This window comes from Shewanella sp. 0m-8, assembly GCF_052977265.1.
The window spans coordinates 1-23,781 of sequence record NZ_JBRIMB010000027.1 but is presented as its reverse complement, the minus strand read 5'-3'; the positions used below and the strand labels follow the sequence as shown (position 1 = coordinate 23,781).

Sequence of the window (23,781 nt, the reverse complement as noted above, 5' to 3'; positions counted from 1 at the left end):
TAATCAAAAAACCTTAACTATCATACTCATTACTACTAAAAGCTCACATAGTTCATTAGAGTTACTTCAAAACGTAAATCTATCAGCCTCTAAAAAATCTGTTCTATTTCTAACCTTAAATTCAACTCTACGATAGTCTGACCGACGATACGCAGCATTAACTCTATCGCAATAATTCCCCTCACTAAGATCCACTCTCTGAGGGTTTAAAAATATGCCAATGACTGGAGATAAAGCACAATGCTTATTACTGACAGTACACTTTTTACAATCTCTGTCAGTTGGGGTAAGAGCCGGAAATCGCATTGAACCAAATGACTTTATTCCCATCATCCCTTGAGTGATTTCTACTGAATCATTCAAAAATGCAATAACAGGCGCATACTCTTTTTCCTGTAATCGTCTAAAACCCTCTGCAACATCTCTAAACTTTGCTTTCTTAGGTTCTCCAGTCGAATAAAGTAACCTTTTCTCTAAACGCGTCATTATTGAATTCAGTATTGCATCAAACAAACTTTGATCCGCTCTGAAGTAATCAGCAACAAAAAACCTTAACTTGGCTGTTGCTAATTCCAAAAGGCAAGGGGTTGTATAACTATGAAAAATATCATCAGAATATAAGTTCATCTCTTTATGCTTGGCCTCAGCCACTGCGTGATTTGGAGGGAGTTCTCCTCTTATAATCTGGCGGAAAGCATTATTACTTTCGATGCTATTTGATGTATTCATTATGAGCAGTGGAGCGTGATGCACACCACAAATAATGTCGTAATACCAACTTGATTTGAAGTACCCATAGCCATATTGAGAAAGGCTATCTTTTAGGCATTCAATACAAAATTTTGCTTTGAATTTCTTTCGTAGAAAAGACGCTTCTCTGTCTAAATCGTCATAATGAGTAAAGTTATGTTGCCCATAGAAAATCGAAGCTACTAACTCCTTAATATGCAATGGGCTTTCACGTGGATGAGCCTTCGTCATGCCGCAATAATGATCTCTAACAAGAGTATATAAATGCTGCTCATCTTCATTAGTAAAATAACTAAGTTGATGGGTATTAAGTTGAAAATCGACTAACCATTGACCACTCCCATCTAAAACAGTTGAGAAATCACTCTCCCCATTAACAATCAGCTTTCTTAGAATATAACTTTGAATTGACTCATCTAGTGGTCTTGAAAAACAAACTTTACTCAACTATCAACACTCCTGATTTTCCCTAGGTACTTTTTATCAATGTGCATATGGATATCTGAATAAGTAGTAGACCACATGAAGCTAATAATGACAGACCACCACAAATGGCAGTCTGACTTCTACTTTCAACTAAGGTTGAAAAACACTCTATAGTTTAGCGTACTAGAGAAGAAATCAAACCGAAATAGCTATTGAGCTAACCTTCCATCTGCTTATCGATAACCTGCTGGATCAATATCATTGCGTAAGGTAAATCTGCTACTTGAGTGACTTTAAGCTCTACATCTCCATTTCCCCAACGCCCAATGTTGGATACGTCTTTACACAACCCTTTGGGATCATGGATTTCTGTATACTTACAGTTTAAAGACAGACGTAAACCTGAAGCCTGAGGAACAACATCAACAACATTAGTATCAAGCTTAAAAGCGACATAGAGCTTTAAAAACTCTTCTTTAATACTCTCATCTAATGACAAAACCTGAGTCCTAAATTTCTGGTAAAGCTCTTTAGATGCTCCGATTGATATATAGGGATGATCCTCTAAGCTGTAAGAAGATTTTTGTTGTTCTTCAACCTGATACAGTGCAAGTGTCTCATCATCTAGATGTGGATATATCCATACGCCAGCCATGGTTTCACTGATACTTTCAGTTCGATGTAAAATCCTTTCTTCATTCCAGGTTTCAAGTAATGACAGACTTTTATTCAGCTTTAATGGACTTTGGGCAAAGCCCCCCTCCATGTCACGCTTTACAATAAATGGCTTATCGCTTAACTCCGAGTTATAACCAGTTAATGTTAGATTTCCTATCGTGTGAAGATACGTTTCATGAACTCTTTGCCACTCTTCACCAAGCTCTTCTTTCCATAAATTAGACAAGTTCTGATTTTGAGGCATAACGTGCTCGATTGTATAATCTTCAACAATGACACGCTCTTTTCTTCCATAATTCTCTAGTCTACGAAGCCAATAAGATCTACTACGGATGTTATACATATCTTTTAGGCTTAGGTATCGTTTAAATTCCTCATTCGATGGAAATCTTCTATAGCTGGTCAACTTAAGCAACTCAGCTTTAAAGCTCTCTACATACTTGTCTTTTTTTAACGTTTTACTAAACCCTGCAAAAGTTTTATTCAATGAGTTAGTAGGGATATCACAAACATAACGTCGAAAAACATAGCTTTCGATGAAGCGGAGGCACAGCTCAAATTCATCTGCAGACAATATTTCGAAATGATAGTCGTGGTAAAGCTCAAGAATTAATGGGTACGCAACATCAACTTTATAGGAATTAATATCCTTAAAAGCATCCAATAGCTTCGAGTTCTTCTCTAATTCTCTAACGAAAGAAATATAGAATTGGGCGTGTAGGTGCACATCAGCAACTATCTCAGCTATGCAAACATCTAAAGACGTTGCGTATTTCTTAAAACCTTCATAAACATCACTTATCCTCGGCGGTTTACCTGTTTTAACTGTTAAGTAGTCTCTCATAAACTGGTTAAACATCCAGCTATGTTCGCCATTTCCAAAGTCACTTTCCATCGGGAACCAATGATCAGTGTAAAGTTGATTTTGTTGCTTAGGCTCTAAACCCATTAACACATAGTTTCGAATCAAATCTGCTTGACTCAAATCCAAGCCTGTGGAGTTCAAACTTTCAAAAATAAGTTGAGGATTATCTCTTTCTCGATCTAAAGCAATATCGACAATGATCAGCTTTTGCAAACCCAAGTAAACTTCACTTAACTGTTCATTAGTTTGATTTTTCAATTTACCAACGAAGAATGAAAAGTTCTGGATAACTCTTAAAGAAGACTTTTCATCACTAATTTTTTTACCATCAACGATATCTCGAAGAGCTTGATCATCTGCTTTTGTTAAAATCAGTTTATAGAACAAATCACCATCTTCAGCATCATTACATAGATAGTATTTCTTAAGCTTCTTGGCATTAGTGCCATCTACAACAAATTGATCACCAATATCTATTCTTGATTGAATTTCTCTAGTCAATGCGGCAATTAAAAGTGTCGTAGATGTTAGCCTTTGCTGCCCATCAATAACTAACAATTGAGGTACATCACTATGACTGTATAGCCCACGTTCAACATATACAACAGAACCAATAAAATGCGCTTCTAGCTCTGATGAACCAGCATTGACAATATCTTTCCACAGCTGCTCACATTGATCAGGTGACCAGCTGTACTGACGCTGATAAATAGGAATAATAAACTGAGCAGACTTTTGTAAAAACTTGAATAACCTTGTTTCAGTAGCTTTCATTAGTAGTCCCTTAACATGTTTTCTTCAGCATCTTTGGTCATTTCTCTATGAATTTGACTTTCAATATAATCAATAAAGTCTCTAGCCCAGCAACTTACCTTTGCATTGCTATTTTCGACTAATGGCAGAATGAGATCTTTATCAGCCTCTAAATATGGCACTAGCGAGCCTGACCACGACCGACTGTTGAAGTTTGCAGCAATTTCACTTGTGAATGCTTTATTATCACCGAATTGTGACAACAAGCTAATTATTAGAGGGTTAATAATTCTTTCATTATCATTTTTGGCAAACATTGAAATCGCGCCACCTACGATTAACAAAGCCTTTTCATCTCGACACCACTCAACAACAATATATTTATCTAAAATATCAAAAATACTATTATCTCTTTCCTTATAGGATTTCCCATTACCCAATAGCTCTATGAGCCGGAACTGCTTAATAGCGCTATCGTCAATAAATTTATCAGCAATCTTCAGCCACAAAAAGTTACCATGAAGTTCAAATGTTTTGCTAAAGGCAGCTCCTAAGTAGTCCCATAAATCAGAGTAACCAACATCATTATTACCAACTTGATCAATTAAATGCAGGCACAACTGTAAAGCAAACTCCTCATCTTCCGTTTTTAACAGCCTTTTCACTGTAGTTAACCAGTGATAACCATCTGAATGCCGCGTTTTATCCTCTTTTTTGAAAGAAGTATTAAGAACGAGGTGTGCCAAAATGGGATTTAGTATCTCAAAATCAAGATCTTCACGTCCATGGGTATACATATTGATGTTATCAAGTGCCACCCATGCACCCACTGGATCAATGGCGCACAATGACATACAAAAATGCGCAATCTCATTTTCAGTTAAATGCTGTGTAACACTTCCATACATCAATACAGAAGCGGTATAACTTGCCAACTTATTGGCTTTAATCAATTCAATGAAGGTACTTAAGTGAGCAGATTCAAGTTTTCCTGTTCGAATACAATCAGGGTAAAACTCAACTAAATCATCATCAGCAGCAATTAACTCTACCACCTCGTTCCACTTAGCTTGTTCCTTCATATAAAGCCCAGCTAAAAAGCCACTAATAAACTGAGTATTGACTCGTTCATGCTCTCGCAAATAGTCAAGTATTGAAGTTAAAAGATCTTCAATATCTTCAGACTCCAACACTAAATATTTACCAAAAACCCAGCTTTGTTTCTGCACAGGAAAAGTCATTAATAAATCTAAATATGAGATTACCTCTACATGGCTATTTTTCAGCTTTATTGATAAATCTTTAGCATCTTCAGCCGCTACATCAATATAATGGCCATCAGCATCTTCTTGATACTCTCTTGAAGGATTTAGAACAATCAACCTCAGCTTTTCTTCAAGATTATCCTCATCAGGTGATAGCAGCGTTTCCCAAGTACCAAGAATGGTTAACTGCTCTTCGTCCATGTCTTTCTGATCATAATGTAAAGCATGAACCACTGATTGTGCAGCTGCTGGCCAGTACTTATCGGTCAGGTCTATGACTTCTTTTATAAATAGATCTAATTGTTCTAACTGCTTGTATCTAAGTAAGCCTCTAAGCTCATGGCCAAACGCATCTTTAACTTGCTCAACAAACTGATCCCGCTTAATGATTACAAGCAAAATATCGAACAAAGACTGCCAATAGCTGTATACCTCTTTCCACAGTTTAGGCATCCACTCTTTTAGCTCTGGCTTTGTACCTTGAAATTCAGCACCAACAGTTCTTGAACCACCCCGTGTATCTATTGCTGCCTTAACAGCTTCAATGATCACAAGGTCTGCAGTTTCTAACGATAATGCTTTATCTAATACAGCAAGCCTTTGAACATAATTTGCTTCTGTTCCCGGTAATTGCCAACTGAATAGTTGAGAGAATACTCCTGTAGCATTATTGCCATAATTTTCATTTTCAAACTGAGCAAGTTTAAACAAACACCATGCGGATTTATCAAAGCAAGCACTATGAAAAACAAGCATTTCTAAAGACCAAACAAAATTCCGTCTAACATCACCATTAATATTTTCAATTTCAACGTCTGATAGGTTATCTATGATGCGATATAAAAGGTCACTTGTTACTTGAGGGTTCACCTCAACCAATGCGCGAAAAAGTCTAGAACCCTGTTTAGAAAGTAACAATTCCGCTTGGCCGAAAGGGCTGCCACCCTCACAAAAATGTTTAACGAAGTCTTGGACATTGATAGATTGATCTAAGGATGTAATTTGTTTACAAAAACTTTCCAACATAGAATCAGGTAATTCACTGATTAGCTTGCTTTGTCGATCATACAAACTATCATTCCACCATTGCATTGCTAAGTTCAAAGCTAAAGGTTTAGGAACCACCCTAGCTAAACGGCCAGTTCGATTTATTAACTCCTTTTGAGAAAAGTTGGTAATTACTTTTTCAAAATCTTGCTGATTACTGCCTGCAATATCATTAATAAATTTTGCTTCTAAATTTTCAACTTCGTTATAGTCTTTCTCACATTTTACATAATCAAATAGTGCTAACACTTTCAATATTTCATAGTGTTCTGAAGAAAGTAGCCCATCTCCGTTGATAAGCTTTTCAACCAAATCATGTTCTGTAAAATTGGCATTAAAGTGTTGATTATCCCTAAACTGCTTAATTAACATATCAGCAAGCAACGGAAAACCTTCGATAAATTTAGCCAATCTATTTAATTCATCATCTTTTAGGTTTGTTAGATTTTGTGTCAATAACTGCTTAACCATACCTTGCTCAAGCCTATCCAATTTAATTTGGATACCGTTCGATACCGTTTCGTGGTAAAAATTCAAGGTAATAACTTTAATCTTACTTTTATTAGGAATAATTTTACTGATCTGGTGATGAAGGCCAATACTACAAGTTTCAACAATCACAAGTCCTGTAACACCGTCACTTACAGCGTGATTTATACTCTCTAGTATATCTTTTGAATCATCGGCGCCATCATAGATAAGAATATCGTCCTCAGAAAAATTCTTTGTCAAGGCTAGATACTCTATAATCAAGCGAGACTTCCCCAAACCAGACAAACCAGTCAAACGAATCAAAGGATATTCACTATTCAAGCCACTCTCTAAAGCTTTTAAATTGTTTTCTGTCTTTGAATCTTTAACATAACCTAAGTCATGATGACGATCTAACTTAAACCAGTCCTTATAAGTAGAAGATGTCTTATTCTTATACTTACTCAATAAGTTTTTTTTTTCGATAAAGGCTTTTAATAATTTATACGAAAGGTCATTCTCATCTTTAGGTTTAACTAGGTTTACATGCCCCGCATCAATATTTGTTTCAACCTCATGATCTCTGAAAATACTTTTAGCGCTATTAGAAGTAACGATCACATCCTTCCCGCCAACAACCGACATAATGTCTAATTTTGCGTTTAAATTTGTATAAGACCATTGATCATTCAATTGTTCTATAAAATTTCCATCTTTATTTAGTGCTCGAAGTTTATTGCATCGTAAAAATGGGAGGTCCGATAGCAAGCTAGCAAATCCACTCCCATCATGCGGAACGCCAAAAAAAGCGACCTTCGTAACATTATGTTTGATACCTTTCATTTCGAGGTTAAGTAATAATTGCCTGATGACTAACCCACCCAAACTGTGACCAACCAAGATTAAGTCATCTGCATCAAAACATTTATTCGCTTTAAGCTCAGATAAAAGACCTTCAGCTAATTGGTGGACACTCGTACTATTACCAAAAATCGGGATATAGAAACTATCAAACCCATACAGAGAAACATCACAATCAACGCTATCTTTTAGTAATTCCGGAAACCTACCCCAAGTATCTTTACCGCCATAAAACCCGTGAACAAACACTAACTTACTCTTCATAATTCCCCTTATACCTCAACTTGACATAAGCCTGTCCGGACTGAACGGTATAGCACTATTTTTATAGGTTTAAATTGATTTCTGAAAATTACAGATACTTTTTAACATTGAAAATACGAGAATGGAAAACCTCCAAAGCACTCATAGCGGAACAAAGCTACTTTCTCGAACTCGAATTAATTGCCCCACGACAATAAAGTACTTATGTTATCAATATTTTTGGATAAAATATGCTACTGGTGTCATAAGGATGTAAAGAGAAAACTATTTACGTTGACATAAGTTCTTATAAACTTGGAGCGTCTGCGGAAGCTTATGCTTTTTCTTCGTTAACCAGCCATGGCCTCCCAACAGCTTATCAAGCTGTGTTCTTGATAACTGGTTTTGATACTCATGCATGATTGAGCTAACTTTAGTCACCAATAATTTATCTCGCTGATGCCAATCCACTCTAGGCTTAATTACAGGCCTTTTAGCTGCGGGTAGGTTTGCCTCTAGCCATTGCTTTTCATATGCATACAACCAAAAAAATGCGGCATTGCATGAAGACTTTATTTGCTGCCGAATCGCGCTTGGTTTTCGCTGGATAAATCGGGTTATTTGCAGCTTATATTTTCGCCTTTTAGATTCATGCCTGCATTGCTTACGCCATTGAACCAGCTCTGGTGATGTTGATATCTGTTGCTCTACACTTCCGACCGACAGACCAACTCGCGCAGCAATGACTTTACGATGAAAGCCCTTTTTGGCGAGAAAAATGATCTTTACCTTCATGCTCTGCGTTATCTGTTTAGGTTTAAGGTTAACGGGTATACCAAGCTTTAATGCGAGGGCCTTTATGAAACAGCGACTTTTACCTGTAAACCTACTAACACTAGCCATCGACTCACCTTGATACAGTAATTCAATGCACTTGTTTTCTAGCTGCTGTTTAAGATCTTCATCTTTTGAAACTGACTCTCTTCGCTTAGTAGGCTCCGCCTGCTGTGACAGCCAAAACCCTAACACAAGGTACTTTAATGGCTGCTGAGCAACCTTTTCAGATAAGAGGTAGGAAATGTAGCGGTAATCTGTATCTGATTCAGGTAACCAGTCCTGTGAGTCATAACCGAACTCTTGGGTAAATTGGTATAGTTCACTAAGTATAAGTTTTCTTCGGTAGTGCCCATTTTTAGTAACATAGCCAAGTTTATAAAGCAGATCTTTAGCATCACTCAATTCAAACGGCTTATTAGTCTGACTTACCTTTTGTAATAGATCATATGAATACAGAGCAAAATCACGACTAAAAACACTGCTTCGAATAGGTTTTATCCCCAAAGGTGGAAGCAAGCTAAGGTTTAACCTAGAGCGCCCTTTTAATGGAAAGTGAACCAACTTTACTTGATGACTTGAGCATGACTCTATGCCGGGAATTTGATGACTCCGATGCCAATAGGGCACCCCAAAATTTTCAGCATCTGCTTTTGCGCACGTAGGGCAATACTTGATCGAGAGAGACTCTTTTTCACGCACACAGACTAACTGACAAGCCCTTATAGCATCTGTTGCATTGGTGGATATTAAGCCTAATGAAATAGTCGATGCATGAGACGGCAAGAAATGAATAAAAAGCGGGGCCAATGTCTGCTGGTTTAACAGTTCAGCAGGAGTCTCCTGACTGAATTGACTAAACTTATCTAGCCCTGCAGTTAAATAGGGATGGATACTTACTTTATGACTACCCAGTGTAGTTAAAAGATAATCAGCAGTAGTCATGCCACTTAAAGTAAAGTGACGAATAATGCGGCTAAACAAGATTTCATCAGGAAAAGCAGGGGGAATCAGCATCATCCCCCCATAGCAAATCTAGTTACGCAATGGCTAAATTTTAGACTAGATTATACGAGTTGTAGAATTAACAAGGCTAATAGCTATTAGCCTCTGCATCACTAAAGCAGTTCAGTTAACGGATCATCAAGCATCAACTTTTGCAGTCTTAAAAAGCGAATGGGATCTTTTGACTCCCCAGCCTGTTGAAATACATCAGGATCTTTTATCCTATCACCTATATCAACTGCACCAAGCAATTCAATTAACCGAGAGGTAAACTCAGGGTGTTGTGGTTTAGTAATATCTCCAGTTTTATCGACAGCAAACACCTGTGGTGTATCGATTTTCTTAATACGTCGTTGTTTCCCACTCGGTAATGCAACCACAGTTTTTAACTCATTAACCTCATTAGTTTGCCGTGATAAACCACATGCCACAGCATTACCAGCTTCAAGAGTCGATACAGTGATCCTTTCATCTGCACAGCCAATCACTAAACGTTGCGCTTCTCTATAGGTACGGCTTGCCATATCGATATTGCCAACGGACAGCCTATGAAGAGCCTCATTTAAATCTTGGGTGAGTTCTGTGTACACATTAGTCCACTGATAATTCCAAAGCTGGTCGATGAATGCATTCCACGAAGCACTCTCCTTGCTAAGAACCGACATAGTATGATGATATCCGCTTTCTGCTCGCCTAGCGGCTTTTAACTCTTTAGTTAAGGTCTGCTCAAAAGGAGGGTTAGCCACAAAGAAAAGAGGCACTCCAAGTTTATTTACTAATCTATGTAAAAACTTTAATAAGTTATTCTCGCCGCCTGTTCGTTTAAACTGAAGGTTTTGCATCTCATCAATAACCAACATCCCAAGAAAGCTAGATTTAATGCACTGTTCTAGCTGACGAACTAGCGCCCCTATCGTTCCCGCAGGTTTTGTCTTTTCTCTGTCTAATGCCAAGTCTAACGAAGCTAAAATCTCTTCACACAGATCTCTAACGCTAGAATTACTGGGGCAGTCAACTTTAATCCAAACTACTTGTTTTCTTAGGTCTAATGATTGGCCTTTATATGACTCATGCTCAATGATGTTTGGAAAGTAACTAAGCACCTGTTCAAGCATGGATGTTTTTCCTACCCCGCTTTCTCCAATCAACGTTAAACCATCACCTTTTGGTTGAAAAAATCCGGTTCTAGGAGCGATATCTGGCCTTTCATCCACTAAATAATGCAAATACTGTGAGGTTGTTGGACTTAATGGATTTTTGGCTGAGTAACCTTTTTTAATGGCTCTTTCTATCGCTCTAAAACACGCTTCATAGTCGGTCAATGGCTGCCTTAACTCTTCGATTCGATTCAAGTACTCATCACGAACTAAAGGGTTAGGATTATCTGCAATTTCTTCAGCATAATCCGGATAATTACTAAATACAGCCATTACCTCTTCCCAAGAACGCTTAGGAGGTAAGGCTTCAATTAATGGATTTCCTTGGTGCTCCGACAGGATTGCATCATGATAGATAGCCTTAACTGCAGTCATGATGATTCTCCTTTTGTTCTTCGTTTTCTACCTGCTGGGAGAGATACAACTTTGCTTACCACTGTTTTTGATTCTTGTGTTGCAATGGTTTCTCCATTCCCTTTACTGTCTTCAAGCATATTCGTTGTTGCTCTTAGCTCATCGGTGCGATGCTGACGGATGTTTTTTATTTTTTGAGTGAAGCTCATGCTAGTAGCGTTCTTATTTCGTTTTTTTGCATCTAACGCCATCTTTTGACGATATTTATGATCATCTATTGAAGCGACACTTATAGGAGATTGCTCTTTTTTTGAGTCGAGCCAATCTTGCATGAAATCAGATTCGTACATTGATTTACCGCCAAACATTCGGCTACGAGGTAGAAGATAACAAAGCGTGAATCCATGATTTTTATCTAACCGCACATAGATATGGTTTGTCGTATTTTCATCAATCCGAGCTTCTAAGCGCCATTGACCTGATGCTCTTGCTACCGATGCCAAATTCCGATCTTCAATTTCTCTGCAAGAATAATATAGCCCGTTAAAATGTATTCCACTGCGTGTCATACTTACTTTTGCGGGGGGAAGTAAGCGAGCTATAACTTCATCAGGAAGTGCGGCTTGAAGATCGTGTTTATGTTTAGCGAGATGAACTTTCCAGTAGTTGATAGGTGTTGGCGGTAAGTCATTCTCGATTAAAAGTGGGCTTGAAAAAGCCAAGTCGTCAAAAATAGATCTATTATGTTCAAGAATGGCTTTTATGATTTCAGTAGTCACTTCCCTTAAAGTGTAGATAGCATCTTTTCTTGGGTCTCGAGTACCTCTAACAACACTATTCCCCCCTCTAGTCGTCCCCAAAAAACCATGAATCAGCTCTTTATTCAAGATATCAAACCGCTTCTCCACGACCCCTTTACAATCAGGTCTGTAAGGGGGGGTAAAAGATAATCTCGTCATTGGAGTAAGGGCTTTCTGTGCCTTTAAGCCAATCATCTCGCCATTATCACAAACCAACTCCTTTGGAATATGCGAACAAGGCCACTCAGAATCGTGAATATCCACACCGAATTCTTTACAATAATCAGCCTTAGGTAAAAAGCTATTTGCTAGTGCCTGTCTCGCGGCGCGCCATGATGCATGATAAAGAGATACGTGCATGCCAACAATCATCCGGCTCGCTCTATCGATCACAATGTAAATCGTTGGCCTACCTAATAAGTGCTGAGAACCGAGTTCGGAAACGATGTGAACATCGGCTACGGTTGCATCTATCTCAAAATGCGTTCCAGGCAAGTAACTATCTTGAATAACACTTCCTAATAAACCTCTTTTATTCCTGAGATGATCATTTTCGGTCGTTCTCCCCTTAACCATCTCTTCTTTATTAAATAGTTTTTTTGCCCAATAACTAAATTGCTTAAGTGTTGGGACTAAAGGAGGTCTTCCACATGAATGAGCAATGCGAACCTCATCGGCATAGCTATCAACGAGCATATTTTTGTACGTTTTTGATAACGTTAGACAGGTCTTTTTTAAATAATACTTTTTCAGTGCTTTCTTAAACTTACTTTTATCTATATCTGAAATAACGTATTTTGCAGCCCTTTCTACCGCTACAGTTCTTGGTTGCTTAGGAGAGCCTAATGGATTGCCTGTCGTTTTCCTCTCCTTTCCCAAACCACCACTTAGGGAAAATGCAGGAAGAAGCGCGATTTTATCCTGACCATAACGCCAATATTGAGTGAGTAATCTAGCCAAGACTTTTCGGTCGATTTCCATCGCCCTCGCATACTCAGCAAGATGTGGTACACGTTTTTGCGTTGCATAATCAAAAACAAAAGCTCTATCAAAAACAATACCTTCAATTAACGCATAGTTTTTATCTCTTCGAGCAATATGCTCTTCTGGGATATTTTCCTCTGCGACCAAAAGAAAGCTAGGTAGGTTAAACTCGGACTTCTTGGCTTTCTGGCTTTTTACATGCTCTGTAAATGCTTCTATCGATAAAGCAAGAGGACGAACACTTCTTGATGTCTGATTTAAAGGGAAAAGAACTACCGACTCAACATCGTGCATTAGATCCAAAATTCGATATAAACCGTCTTCGGCTAAATCGGAGTCGTGTAACTCCCAAACACTGTTTCTAGGAAGCTCCATTCATAACACCTCTCGCAGCCATAGCTATAGATGTGATATCTAATATCCCCACTTCTGTAATCTTTGATGACAAATCCACATCAATAAACTTGTCCGCTATTAGGTAACGAATAAGCAATAGAGCATCGTCATGTGAGGCGATATTCATCGATATGAATTGATTACACAGGTCTTCAAGGAAGAATTGACCAACCTCAATTACAGCTAGCGCACTATCAACCTGTTCATCAGTAAAAAGGATGGGGTTTTCACGGAAAGGACTTGTTGCCCAGCTAAGATTACTACTCTGGATTTTAGTCAGCTCATTACCTGTAAAATAGCTAAACTTAACCCCCAACAGTTGCCAACAAACACGTTCAATATCAATTTTTTCGAGTACACGCTGCTTATCTGATTCACTTTCAGGCTTAACTGAAATTGCGTGATATGACGTACCTTGGGGAGAGTCAGTTGTAAGTAACTGATCGGTTGTCATTATGATAGGTTCTTTCGTTTTGGGGTGTATTGGATGTTTCACACCCAATATGCTTGCCACTTTTTGCGTATAGTTAAGCGGCAAAATAGGAAACTGCTCTCTTATATCGATAACACTGTTGGAGAACTCAGCTAAATAAAATAACTCACTCTCTATTGAAGACATCATGTGATGTTCTCGCTGAGATTTTCTCCCAAAAATTAACGATCTAGTTCCGTGAGATTTTACGTCTTGAATTCTAAGCCACGGCTTATAATCAGAGCCTTCTCCTATTCCATACTTATTTTTTAAGGCTCGCTGATAGTCTTGTAAAGACTCAAGTTTTCGTCCGCGTGACATAACTTATTCCGATGTATTTATCTAGAAAAAGCATAGTAGCAAACACCACTACGGGCAAACTTTATTGTCTGAAAATGCCGTTACGGGCCAACTTTATTGCTTATGGGCCAACTTTATTGTCTCTACACAGTTACACATCCAGCCCTGCGGCAACGCCTGAGCTCCAGGCCCACTGAAAATTAAACCCGCCTAACCAACCACTGACATCCATTACTTCGCCAATAAAGTATAGGCCTGAGACTGACTTTGCCTCCATGGTTTTAGATGATAGTTCATTAGTATCGACGCCACCTAGGGTGACTTCTGCAGTGCGATAGCCTTCGGTGCCATTCATTACCAATGTCCAAGCCTCAAGATCGACAGCCAACTGCTCACGCTCGACATGTATCAGCTGATTGAGTGCTTTGTTAAGCAGCGCCTCTTCAAATAATACTTCAACCAAGCGCTTTGGTAGCCATTGCGACAAGGCATTGCGTAGGCTCTGCTTTGGACTCGCTTCAACAGCTTGATCAATCTTGGCACGCACATCTTCGCCAGGAAGGAGGTTGATACTTATCGATTCACCGGGGTTCCAGTAGTTTGAAATCTGTAAAATCGCTGGGCCAGATAAGCCGCGATGAGTAAATAGCAGAGCCTCACTAAATTGAGTGCCATTTTTTGCGGTAATGGTGCTGGGTACGGCAATACCCGATAGCGGTTCAAAGCGCTGCTTTTGGTCACTATGCCAAGTAAAAGGCACGAGCCCGGCATGAGTCGACAACACCCTTAAGCCAAACTGCTCTGCAATATGGTAGCCGTACGGCGATGCACCTAGCTTTGGCATTGATAAACCGCCCGTTGCCACAACCAGTGATTCACAGCTGTATTGCTCTTTATCGGTTTGCACTTCAAACAAGCCATCGGCATTTTTACTTATCGCGCTGATTTCAGTGCGTAATTTAATCTGCGCGCCAGCCCACTCACACTCGGTAAGCAGCATGGTAACGATCTCTTTAGCAGAGTCATTACAAAACAGCTGACCATGATCGCGCTCATGATACTCAATGCCATGGCGCTCAACCAGTTCGATAAAATCACTTGAACGATATCGAGCTAATGCAGATTTTACAAAGTGGCCGTTACCGCAAATAAAGTTTGCAGGCTCAACTTTTTGATTGGTGAAGTTACAACGGCCACCACCACTAATCAGGATTTTGCGGCCCGCTTGTTTAGCGTTATCGAGCACTAATACATCACGGCCACGGTAACCTGCAGTAGCCGCACACATAAGCCCAGCAGCTCCAGCACCAATAATGATGACGTCATGATGTTTCACTCGAAAACTCCTAAAAAAACTTTGCCGAACGCTTGTAAACGCAAGGCATAAAATAGGGCGCTATTTTAGCATTGTTATTTGTACATGGAAGTATTTATGCCGCTATCAACATCTACACCATGGATGGCATCAAATGGTATTTGTACATGGAAGTACTTATGCCATCTTCGCCATGGATGGCAAGAAGTGGTAGTTGTACATATAAGTACTTATGCCACTATCAACATCTACACCATGGGTGGCATTAAAGTGGCATCTGTAAAGAGAAGTACTTATGCCGACTAGAGAATACGCTAAAAACAAAAAACCGAAGCTAGGCTTCGGTTTTCAATCAACTGAACAAATTGTTCAACCTAATAACAGCAAAACTATTCTGCCGACGACGTCTCAGACTTTTGTTCACGGCTAAGTAGCTCTTTGGCTGCATCAACCGGAGACTTGCCCTTATAAAGGACTTGGTAAACCTGCTCGGTAATCGGCATTTCGACGCCTAAACGCTTAGCTAGCGTGTAAACCTCTTTTGTATTGCGATAACCTTCAACCACTTGGCCGATCTCTTTCTGAGCAGCTTCAACATCTGAGCCTTTGCCCAATGCTAAACCAAAGCGGCGGTTACGAGACTGGTTATCGGTACACGTTAGTACCAAATCACCAAGTCCTGCCATGCCCATAAAGGTAGAGGCTTGTGCCCCCATCGCTTCACCTAGTCGAGTCAACTCAACTAAACCACGGGTGATAAGCGCCGTTCTAGCATTCGCACCAAAACCGATACCGTCAGAAAGGCCTGCACCAATCGCGATAACGTTTTTAACTGCGCCGCCCAATTGCAGACCAATAAAGTCATCATTGGCGTAAACACGCAGACGTTTCGGGCTATGTAACAACTCAACTAAATCTTTAGTGAATTGTGGGTCGGTACCCGCAATCGAAATCGCAGTCGGCATGCCTGCTGCAAGTTCTTTAGCGAACGTCGGCCCCGATAACACAGCTAATGGATACTCATCGCCTAACACTTCACGGGCAACATCTTGTATTAAACGGCCAGTTTCAGGCTCTAAGCCTTTAGTTGCCCATACAATACGAGAGTCATTACGCAAAAGCGGCTTCGCCTGGCTAAGCACCAAACCAAATACATGGCTAGGAACGACCACTAGTACATTATTTGATGCAGCTAGCGCAGTAGCCAAGTCAGCTTCAGGGATCAGCAAGTCTGGTAGCGGAATACCCGGTAAAAACGCTTCGTTACACTTGTCGTTTTTCAGGTTTTCAATGTGCTCGGGTTCGTGGCCCCAAAGCATGGTTCTGTGGCCATTACTCGCTAAAGAAATGGCAAGGGCGGTCCCGTAAGAGCCCGCCCCCAGTACCGTAATGTCGGCAGTGTTTTTCATGCGATTAAGCGTTAGCTTCTTCTGCTGGTGCTTCAGCTGCAGCAGCTTGACGCTGTTGAACATACTGAGCAAATAGTGCGTCAAAGTTAACTGGCGCTAGGTTTAGTTGTGGGAAAGTACCACGGCTAACTAGGCTACCAATTGCTTCACGAGCATATGGGAAAAGAACGTTAGGGCAGTATGCACCTAGAGAGTGAGCTAGCTGCTGTTCAGTAAGACCAGCGATAGCGAAGATACCCGCTTGCTGAACTTCACATAGGAAAGCAGTTTCTTCACCGTTCTTAGCTGTAACAGTCAAAGACAGTACAACTTCATATACGTCATCAGATAGTTTGTTGCTGCGAGTATCTAGATCAAGCTTAACTTCTGGGTTCCACTCTTTTTGGAAAACAGCTGGGCTGTTTGGTGTTTCAAAAGAGATATCTTTTGTGTAAACACGTTGAATGTTGAATTGTGGACCTTGTTGTTCGTTGTTTGCTACTTCAGCCATACTATCCTACCTTTAAAATATGTTAATGAGGCTACTTCAAAAGAGCCAGTCTCAGGGCTTGGTAAGCCAGGTAAACACCTAATTTACTGTCCCAGTTTTTGATTTATTTAGTCAACAGACGCTTTTTTGGAGGGAACGCTCCCTCAGTTCAATGCCGGTAACCACAATAAGTTGAGAGCTAACACTCTAATCAATAACTCAACAAAAAAGCAATGGCTACACTAACACTTCTATCTTTTGCTTTTTGAAACAGGCAAATTATTTGACTGCCATTCACCCATACCACCTTTCAGGTTGTTCACGTTTTCAAAACCGTGCTTAACCATCAGCTGAGCAGCTTGAGACGAAGTCATGCCAGCGTTGCATACCATTATAATGGGACTCGCTTTTGAGTTTTCAAGGGCAGTCAGCTGATTATTTTTTATATCGGCTAGCGGCACGTTGATTGCGCCAACTATATGACCCTTCTTAAATTCTTCTTTTCCGCGCACGTCAACGACTTTCGCGTCTTGCTTATTCATCAGCAATGTTGCTTCTTGATGATTAACATTTTTAACTTTAGAAACGCTAGACTTAAACACTACAACGATAAGTCCGACGAACAAACCAACCCAAGCCAAACTTAACATCGGGTTCGCTTTAAAAAATTCCATATATTCTTGCATCGTTAACTGCCTACTATTTTTAGGGCCAAATATAATGAGGGCACAGAGTATACCATCGCTTGAGGCAGAATACAGAATGTTAGTCACGCTTGTGGCGACGCGTCTGCGTACTTATATGGCAGCAATAGCGCAATCCGATAACGGCAATCTAGGTAAATTTCTTTATGCGTGACCGTAATTGGTAGTAATATTTAACCAATTTCGATTTAAATCTTATTTTTTTAAACTTAAAGGTACTACCATGACGACACGCAAGCGCCCACTGGCACTGCTGATCCTCGATGGCTGGGGTTACCGTGAAAACACACAGAAAAATGCTGTTTTTCATGCTAAGACACCGGTTCTAGACCAGTTAAATGCCAAATATCCACACAGTTTAATCTCAGGTTCGGGTCTCGATGTTGGCTTACCTGACGGCCAAATGGGTAATTCAGAAGTCGGACATATCAATATTGGCTCTGGTCGCATTGTTTACCAAGAACTCACTCGTATCGGCAAATCAATTGATGATGGTGAGTTTGATAACAATCCCGCACTGACAGAAGCCGTCGATGCAGCAATCAAAGCTGATGGTGCAGTGCATATAATGGGACTCTTGTCTCCAGGTGGCGTTCACAGTCACCAAAATCACATCGAAGCTATGTGCCGTCTAGCGGTAAAACGTGGTGCCAAGAATGTTTACTTACATGCATTCTTAGATGGTCGCGATACTCCACCTCGCAGCGCCAAGTCTGGCCTGGCTCACTTTGAAGAACTATTCAACACATTAGGCACAGGTCAGGTGGCTTCACTTATTGGCCGTTACTACGCCATGGATAGAGATAATCGCTGGGATCGCGTTTCACAAGCTTATGAGCTCATTACCGAAGGCAAAGGCTTGCACCAAGCAGCAACTGCCGTTGAGGGGCTTGAAGCCGCTTATGCCCGTGATGAAAATGATGAGTTTGTTGCTAGCACCGTTATTCCTGATGCTCAAGGCAACATTGCCACGCTTGCCGACAACGACTCGTTGATTTTCATGAATTTCCGCGCCGATCGTGCCCGTCAAATTACTCGCAGCTTTGTAGATGCTGACTTTGATGGTTTCGAGCGAGCCGTGACGCCAAAAATCAACTTCGTTATGCTGACAGAATATGCTGGCGACATTAAGGCTGCAATCGCTTACCCATCAAGTGACCTGGTTAATACCTTAGGCGAGACATTGCAACAGCGAGATCTCACTCAGCTACGTATTTCCGAAACGGAGAAGTATGCCCATGTGACCTTCTTCTTTAACGGTGGTAAAGAGGAGCCGTTTGAGGGAGAAGATCGCATTTTGATCCAGTCACCCAAAGTCGCGACTTATGATTTACAGCCAGAGATGAGTTCTACTGAGTTAACCGACAAGCTAGTAGCGGCCATTGAGTCAACTCAATATGACGTCATCATCTGTAACTATCCCAACGGTGATATGGTCGGCCATACTGGTAACTTCGATGCTGCAGTTAAAGCCTGTGAAGCGGTAGATAGCTGTATTGGTCGTGTTGTAGAAGCACTGCATAAAGTTGGTGGAGAATGCTTGATTACCGCCGATCACGGCAATGCAGAACAGATGACCGATGAGTCAACTGGCCAAGCTCATACTGCACACACCAGCGAGTTAGTGCCATTAATTTATGTAGGGCGTGACGCAGAGATAGAAAAAGGCGGACGTTTGAGTGATTTAGCGCCGACTATGTTAACCTTGATGGGACAAGAAGTGCCTGAAGAGATGACAGGCCGCGCGATAATAAAAATCAAAGAGTAAAAACTAACACGTGAACATTCGATTTTTTATAAAAGCCAGCATCATTGCTGGCTTTCTATCACTTCCTTTAACGGTTAACGCCACTGATCTAGAGCGTCGTCAGTCTGAGCTTAAATCGATTCAAGCGCAGATCAACAAGCAACAGTCCGCGGTTCAAAACACCAGTAAACAAAGAGAGCGATTAATTTCTTTATTAAAAGAGGATGAAAAAGCGATTGCTCAAGCGGCAAAAAAAGTCAACACCACCAAGCAAGATCTTGGCAAAACCGATAAGAAAATTGCAGCACTAGACAGCAAACAGGTTCAATTAGAAAAATTAAAAACAGCACAGCAAAAGTCGCTTTCAAATCAACTTGCTAGCGCCTATTTGGCCGGTAATCACGATTACAGTAAAATGCTGTTAAATCAGCAGTCACCAGCCAGCATTGAACGACTACTGGCGTATTATCAATATTTGAATAACGCGCGCATTGACTCAATTAATCAGTTACAGACAACCTTAAAAGAGTTAGACCAAATTCAAGCTGATCAGCAAGAGCAACAAAACCGGCTTAATAAACTGGTGCTTGAACAACAGCAACAAGCTCAAAAGCTCAACCAAGAGCAGTCTCAACGGCAAAATACGCTAACCCAACTGCAAAGAACCCTAAGCAATAGCGGTGCGAAACTCGAACAACTACAGATCGAGGAGGCCAGCCTTAAGAGGGTGGTCGAGCAAGCTCTGCTCGCAATGAAGAACAACCCTTCATATGAAGGGCTATCTAGCCGTAACAAATTAAAGTGGCCCACTCAAGGCCGCATAAAATCAGCTTTTGGCAGTAGGCGCTCCGGTCAGGTCAAATGGAAAGGTGTCACCATTGCTGCAGCAGAGGGACAAAATGTCACCGCGATTGCTGGCGGTAAGGTCATTTATGCCGACTGGTTACGCGGTTTTGGTATGGTTTTAGTTGTGGATCATGGCAAAGGTTACATGAGCTTATATGGCCATGCGCAGGCATTATTAAAGAATGCTGGAGACTCGGTAAGCAAGGGAGAGTCGATTGCTTTGGTCGGACGATCGGGTGGACAGACAGAGGCTGGCCTATACTTTGAAATAAGACACAAGGGGCAAGCTGTCGATCCTGCAAGGTATTGCAAACGTTAGACCATATAACCCCTTACGATATAAGGGGTTTGTATGTCTCAATTAATTCGTTACTTTTGTTGCGTTACCGCTGGCTTAGCGCTGGGCTTATCCATAACCTTATCCGGACAGGAACACACTCAACAATATAACTCCCGTGTAAATTACCCTGTGCTGCTCGATGTTATCGACACCATAGAAACCTACTATGTACAAAAACTCACTGAAGAGGAGCTTATCGAAGCGGCCATTGAGGGGATTTTTAATAAACTGGATCCTTATTCAAGCTTTCTAGATAAACAAACCTTCAGCAATATGCAAGACACCAATAATGGTGAGTACTTTGGGTTTGGCGTCGAAATCGCCACTGACAATGATCAAATAACCATAGTCACCCCCTTTGCAGAGTCCCCAGCAGAAGCAGCAGGGATAAAACCGGGTGACCGTGTTATCAAGCTCAATAAACAGCTGGTTACCGCTGACAAATTAGAAAGTATTCTCAAAGAAATCAAACAGCATAGTGTCGACAAACGCCCCATTGAGCTTGAGATGATACGCGCCAACTCAGATGCTCACTACACCGTCACCATCAGTCCAAGTCTTATCGCAATAAACTCTGTTGAAGCAGAGATCCTAGACAACCAGATTGGCTATATTCGTCTTTCAAGCTTTCAAGAAAATACCACTCCAGAACTGGTCAAACAGCTGTCAGCATGGCAATCAGAAAAACTAAACGGCATTATTCTCGATCTTCGAAACAATCCAGGTGGGCTGCTCGATCAAGCGATAACAATCGCCGATATCTTTCTCGACAAAGGGCGGATAGTTGCTACTGAGGGGCGATTTTTTGATGCGAACTCAGACTACTACGCCTCACCACAAACTATGGCGACCAATATTCCACTGTCAGTATTAATCAATAAAGGCTCCGCCTCCGCCTCTGAAGTGCTAGCTGCTGCATTACAAGAAAATGGTCGCGCCAAGTTAATAGGCCAGACGAGTTTCGGTAAGGGCACGATACAAAGTCTGATCCCCACCCTAATGGATGGCAATGCAATTAAGCTGACTATTGCCAAATACACGACGCCAAATGGTAAAGACATTAACTCTAAAGGTATTGAACCTGATATAAAAATCGAGTTAGAGGCTGTATCGGATGGGGAAAGTATGCCTATAATCGAGTCAAATTCACTCCGTGAGTCTGTTGCTCAAGATAAATTGGTCAACTCGGCTATTGCATGGATTCAAGCAGAAAAATAATAACCAGTGCGCTACCTTCTATTATTCATTTTTTTATTGTTACCAAGTTCAAGCGTATTCGCTAGCAAAATGGCCATCATCATTGACGATATTGGATATCGTCAATCTGATAAAGCGGTGTTGAGCCTACCCGCCAATATTACACTTTCAATTTTGCCACACACACCGCTAGGAAAAAGTCTCGCCCTTGAGGCACATCAGCAAGGAAATGAGATTTTAGTCCACCTACCTATGCAAGCGCTTAATGGTAAAGCGATTGGTCCGGGCGCTTTGACGAACACCATGACCGAAACAGAGCTAAAGGCCCAGATAAGCGCTTCAATTCATAGTGTGCCTAATGCCAGTGGCGCCAATAATCATATGGGAAGTTTGCTGACCCAGCTAAATAGCCCTATGCGCTGGGTCATGGAGTCATTACAGCTGCACAATTTATATTTTATCGATAGCATGACGACCAAATATACCCGAGCAGGTGCGGTGGCGGAATCAATGGGCGTACCACTGCTAAGAAGGGAGATTTTTCTAGATAACGATAAAACGCCAGCTGGATTAGAAAAGCAATTTAACCATGCAATATCCTTGGCACATGCTAAACGCAATATAGTGGTCATAGCCCACCCCTATCCAGAAACGGTCGAGTTTCTCAATAAGAACCTGCATCGTTTACAGAGCGCTAATATTGATTTGGTGCACACCTCGCAGTTATTACCGCAACGTGTCGCCACCAAATCAAGGGATGTTCTACTGCAAGATTGAGATAGAGAGGTCTGGTAGTAACGACTTAAGCTCTGGCTTATTTGTTACTATCATATCTAGAGTATAAGCATCTAGCACAGCCAAATAAGCATTTACAGCATCACCTAATACGCCCTTAAGCTTACAAGCTGGGGTAAACAAGCAATACGGCTTACTACAGTCGATAGGCGCCAAAGAGTTTTCTAAAGCACGTACCACTTGGCCTATATTGATATCTGTAGCTGGCTTAGCAAGCTTAAAACCACCACTCTTGCCGCGAACCGTTTGCAAATAACCTAACTTACCTAAATGATGTACAACTTTAGAAATATGGTTGGCAGACAGGTCAAATACTTCTGTGATCTCTGAGATACGGAAAAGCGTCTCGCGCTCGGAGTGCAGCGCCAAATACATCAGCGTTCTTAAGCCATAATCGGTGTAACGAGTTAACTGCATTGATTAACGATCCGTAAATAAATATTTGAACGACGATTTTTAAAGGTTTAGTTAGCTGGTAGCCGCCTCTAAAGAGCTAATTAACCACAGAGCCTCAGTATCGGTTTTTCCACAAACATCTTCGGTTGCCGCAAACAATCCACATACGGCAGGCCTTTGTTGCTGGCCGAACAATTTACATAAGTTGCTATCATCTAACTGTATGCATCTAACACCTGCGGGTTTTCCATCTGGCATACCAGGAATAGGGGTGGAAATAGACGGCGCTATGCAACATGCACCACAGCCTAAACGACAATTCATCTTATAACCATCTTATAACCTTAGTTCTTGCGGCACCTATTATAGCCCTATCAACTGATAGAGGGTTGTGCCACTTCACATAGTATACAGTAAGGCGTTAATCAGTTTGTAGATCCGTGATCAGTGTATTGAATTTATACTGGTTGGAATTGGTTTACAAATGAGTATGGCGGTAATCATTAATTTACTAACGCGAAATGGGGCCGGACTATCTTCTTTTAAAAGAATCTGTGACGTTTAACTAAAAAAGCCTCTGCATTTTTTCAATAAGAAGTGCAGAGGATTTCATCTTAATTTCTTCAAATCGCAGATACGAAAAAGCCCTGCTATTACTAGCAGGGCTTTTTCGTAATGTTTGTAGGTGAGTACAGCGATAGCTGTGAGCTTACGAACGCGAAGCGTAGCGTAGCTGGGGCGGATTCATCCGCGACGTCACGGCTAAATTAACAAATATTACAAAACGAAAAAAGCCTCTGCATTACTGCAGAGGCTTTCGTCTTAATGTTGGCGGAGCGGACGGGACTCGAACCCGCGACCCCCGGCGTGACAGGCCGGTATTCTAACCAACTGAACTACCG

General features: G+C 40.9%; 18 protein-coding genes. 5 read left to right on the top strand and 13 right to left on the bottom strand.

The genetic code is table 11. The annotated features are described in order from the left end of the window. Nucleotides 1–66 precede the first annotated feature (66 nt). The 8 genes from ACVBIO_RS13400 to ACVBIO_RS13365 form a co-directional block, all read right to left on the bottom strand. Complete coding sequence (locus ACVBIO_RS13400) at nucleotides 67–1,197, bottom strand: hypothetical protein (protein WP_447172801.1); 1,131 nt, start codon at nucleotides 1,195–1,197, stop codon at nucleotides 67–69. A 196-nt stretch (nucleotides 1,198–1,393) separates the two neighbouring features. After that, on the bottom strand, nucleotides 1,394–3,493 hold the full coding sequence (locus ACVBIO_RS13395) for a GmrSD restriction endonuclease domain-containing protein (RefSeq protein WP_447172800.1): 2,100 nt from the start codon (nucleotides 3,491–3,493) through the stop codon (nucleotides 1,394–1,396). Next, the gene (locus tag ACVBIO_RS13390) at nucleotides 3,493–7,380 is read right to left on the bottom strand and encodes an esterase/lipase family protein (RefSeq protein ID WP_447172799.1); all 3,888 of its coding nucleotides are present in this window, start codon (nucleotides 7,378–7,380) and stop codon (nucleotides 3,493–3,495) included. Before ACVBIO_RS13390 ends, ACVBIO_RS13395 begins: the two co-directional genes overlap by 1 nt. A gap of 264 nt (nucleotides 7,381–7,644) precedes the next feature. Further along, nucleotides 7,645–9,210, bottom strand: coding sequence for a TnsD family Tn7-like transposition protein (locus ACVBIO_RS13385; RefSeq protein WP_447172798.1), 1,566 nt, complete (start codon nucleotides 9,208–9,210; stop codon nucleotides 7,645–7,647). Nucleotides 9,211–9,311: 101 nt separating this feature from the next. Continuing rightward, nucleotides 9,312–10,730 (bottom strand): ATP-binding protein, encoded by a 1,419-nt coding sequence (locus ACVBIO_RS13380; RefSeq protein ID WP_447172797.1) that lies wholly within the window; start codon nucleotides 10,728–10,730, stop codon nucleotides 9,312–9,314. After that, complete coding sequence (locus ACVBIO_RS13375; protein WP_447172796.1) at nucleotides 10,727–12,868, bottom strand: transposase; 2,142 nt, start codon at nucleotides 12,866–12,868, stop codon at nucleotides 10,727–10,729. Before ACVBIO_RS13375 ends, ACVBIO_RS13380 begins: the two co-directional genes overlap by 4 nt. Further along, nucleotides 12,855–13,682: a TnsA endonuclease N-terminal domain-containing protein gene (locus tag ACVBIO_RS13370; protein WP_447172795.1), complete on the bottom strand. Its 828-nt coding sequence runs from the start codon at nucleotides 13,680–13,682 to the stop codon at nucleotides 12,855–12,857. Before ACVBIO_RS13370 ends, ACVBIO_RS13375 begins: the two co-directional genes overlap by 14 nt. A 130-nt stretch (nucleotides 13,683–13,812) precedes the next feature. Next, the gene (locus ACVBIO_RS13365) at nucleotides 13,813–14,997 is read right to left on the bottom strand and encodes an NAD(P)/FAD-dependent oxidoreductase (RefSeq protein ID WP_447172794.1); all 1,185 of its coding nucleotides are present in this window, start codon (nucleotides 14,995–14,997) and stop codon (nucleotides 13,813–13,815) included. A gap of 96 nt (nucleotides 14,998–15,093) precedes the next feature. Between ACVBIO_RS13365 and ACVBIO_RS13360 the strand changes: the two genes are divergently transcribed. Further along, nucleotides 15,094–15,282: a hypothetical protein gene (locus ACVBIO_RS13360; RefSeq protein ID WP_447172793.1), complete on the top strand. Its 189-nt coding sequence runs from the start codon at nucleotides 15,094–15,096 to the stop codon at nucleotides 15,280–15,282. An 83-nt stretch (nucleotides 15,283–15,365) separates the two neighbouring features. Here ACVBIO_RS13360 and gpsA read toward each other — a convergent pair whose 3' ends face one another. From gpsA to ACVBIO_RS13345, 3 genes are all read right to left on the bottom strand, one after another. Further along, entirely contained in the window at nucleotides 15,366–16,385 is a 1,020-nt protein-coding gene (gpsA, locus tag ACVBIO_RS13355) for an NAD(P)H-dependent glycerol-3-phosphate dehydrogenase (RefSeq protein ID WP_447162281.1), read from the bottom strand. Between the two features lie 4 nt (nucleotides 16,386–16,389). Next, nucleotides 16,390–16,875 carry a protein-export chaperone SecB gene (secB, locus tag ACVBIO_RS13350; protein WP_012157402.1) on the bottom strand — a complete coding sequence of 162 codons (486 nt, stop codon included), beginning with the start codon at nucleotides 16,873–16,875 and terminating at the stop codon, nucleotides 16,390–16,392. Nucleotides 16,876–17,105: 230 nt separating this feature from the next. Next, the gene (locus ACVBIO_RS13345; RefSeq protein ID WP_447162282.1) at nucleotides 17,106–17,540 is read right to left on the bottom strand and encodes a rhodanese-like domain-containing protein; all 435 of its coding nucleotides are present in this window, start codon (nucleotides 17,538–17,540) and stop codon (nucleotides 17,106–17,108) included. A gap of 241 nt (nucleotides 17,541–17,781) precedes the next feature. Here ACVBIO_RS13345 and gpmM point away from each other — a divergent pair, with 241 nt between their 5' ends. Genes gpmM through ACVBIO_RS13325 form a run of 4 tightly spaced genes read left to right on the top strand, consistent with a single transcriptional unit; the run spans nucleotide 17,782 to nucleotide 22,465 of the window. Then, entirely contained in the window at nucleotides 17,782–19,326 is a 1,545-nt protein-coding gene (gene gpmM, locus ACVBIO_RS13340; RefSeq protein ID WP_447162283.1) for a 2,3-bisphosphoglycerate-independent phosphoglycerate mutase, read from the top strand. Between the two features lie 10 nt (nucleotides 19,327–19,336). Then, nucleotides 19,337–20,470 (top strand): murein hydrolase activator EnvC family protein, encoded by a 1,134-nt coding sequence (locus ACVBIO_RS13335; RefSeq protein ID WP_447162284.1) that lies wholly within the window; start codon nucleotides 19,337–19,339, stop codon nucleotides 20,468–20,470. A 33-nt stretch (nucleotides 20,471–20,503) separates the two neighbouring features. Continuing rightward, on the top strand, nucleotides 20,504–21,709 hold the full coding sequence (locus tag ACVBIO_RS13330) for a S41 family peptidase (RefSeq protein ID WP_447162285.1): 1,206 nt from the start codon (nucleotides 20,504–20,506) through the stop codon (nucleotides 21,707–21,709). Nucleotides 21,710–21,715: 6 nt separating this feature from the next. Then, entirely contained in the window at nucleotides 21,716–22,465 is a 750-nt protein-coding gene (locus ACVBIO_RS13325) for a divergent polysaccharide deacetylase family protein (RefSeq protein ID WP_447162286.1), read from the top strand. On the opposite strand, the gene ACVBIO_RS13320 is transcribed toward ACVBIO_RS13325, so the two are convergent. Next, a complete protein-coding gene (locus ACVBIO_RS13320; RefSeq protein WP_447162287.1) occupies nucleotides 22,451–22,900 on the bottom strand; it encodes an Rrf2 family transcriptional regulator in 450 nt (149 codons plus the stop codon). The genes ACVBIO_RS13325 and ACVBIO_RS13320 overlap by 15 nt on opposite strands. A 51-nt stretch (nucleotides 22,901–22,951) precedes the next feature. Then, nucleotides 22,952–23,203 carry a YkgJ family cysteine cluster protein gene (locus tag ACVBIO_RS13315; protein ID WP_447162288.1) on the bottom strand — a complete coding sequence of 84 codons (252 nt, stop codon included), beginning with the start codon at nucleotides 23,201–23,203 and terminating at the stop codon, nucleotides 22,952–22,954. Nucleotides 23,204–23,781: the final 578 nt, after the last annotated feature.

Bases quoted from the DNA above. Each gene is read 5' to 3' on its own strand.
- gpsA (WP_447162281.1), bottom strand. From the start codon at position 16,385: ATGAAAAACACTGCCGACATTACGGTACTGGGGGCGGGCTCTTACGGG.
- ACVBIO_RS13370 (WP_447172795.1), bottom strand. From the start codon at position 13,682: ATGTCACGCGGACGAAAACTTGAGTCTTTACAAGACTATCAGCGAGCC.
- ACVBIO_RS13315 (WP_447162288.1), bottom strand. From the start codon at position 23,203: ATGAATTGTCGTTTAGGCTGTGGTGCATGTTGCATAGCGCCGTCTATT.
- ACVBIO_RS13330 (WP_447162285.1), top strand. From the start codon at position 20,504: ATGTCTCAATTAATTCGTTACTTTTGTTGCGTTACCGCTGGCTTAGCG.
- ACVBIO_RS13380 (WP_447172797.1), bottom strand. From the start codon at position 10,730: ATGACTGCAGTTAAGGCTATCTATCATGATGCAATCCTGTCGGAGCAC.
- ACVBIO_RS13385 (WP_447172798.1), bottom strand. From the start codon at position 9,210: ATGCTGATTCCCCCTGCTTTTCCTGATGAAATCTTGTTTAGCCGCATT.
- secB (WP_012157402.1), bottom strand. From the start codon at position 16,875: ATGGCTGAAGTAGCAAACAACGAACAACAAGGTCCACAATTCAACATT.
- ACVBIO_RS13320 (WP_447162287.1), bottom strand. From the start codon at position 22,900: ATGCAGTTAACTCGTTACACCGATTATGGCTTAAGAACGCTGATGTAT.
- gpmM (WP_447162283.1), top strand. From the start codon at position 17,782: ATGACGACACGCAAGCGCCCACTGGCACTGCTGATCCTCGATGGCTGG.
- ACVBIO_RS13375 (WP_447172796.1), bottom strand. From the start codon at position 12,868: ATGGAGCTTCCTAGAAACAGTGTTTGGGAGTTACACGACTCCGATTTA.
- ACVBIO_RS13345 (WP_447162282.1), bottom strand. From the start codon at position 17,540: ATGCAAGAATATATGGAATTTTTTAAAGCGAACCCGATGTTAAGTTTG.
- ACVBIO_RS13390 (WP_447172799.1), bottom strand. From the start codon at position 7,380: ATGAAGAGTAAGTTAGTGTTTGTTCACGGGTTTTATGGCGGTAAAGAT.
- ACVBIO_RS13360 (WP_447172793.1), top strand. From the start codon at position 15,094: ATGCCGCTATCAACATCTACACCATGGATGGCATCAAATGGTATTTGT.
- ACVBIO_RS13395 (WP_447172800.1), bottom strand. From the start codon at position 3,493: ATGAAAGCTACTGAAACAAGGTTATTCAAGTTTTTACAAAAGTCTGCT.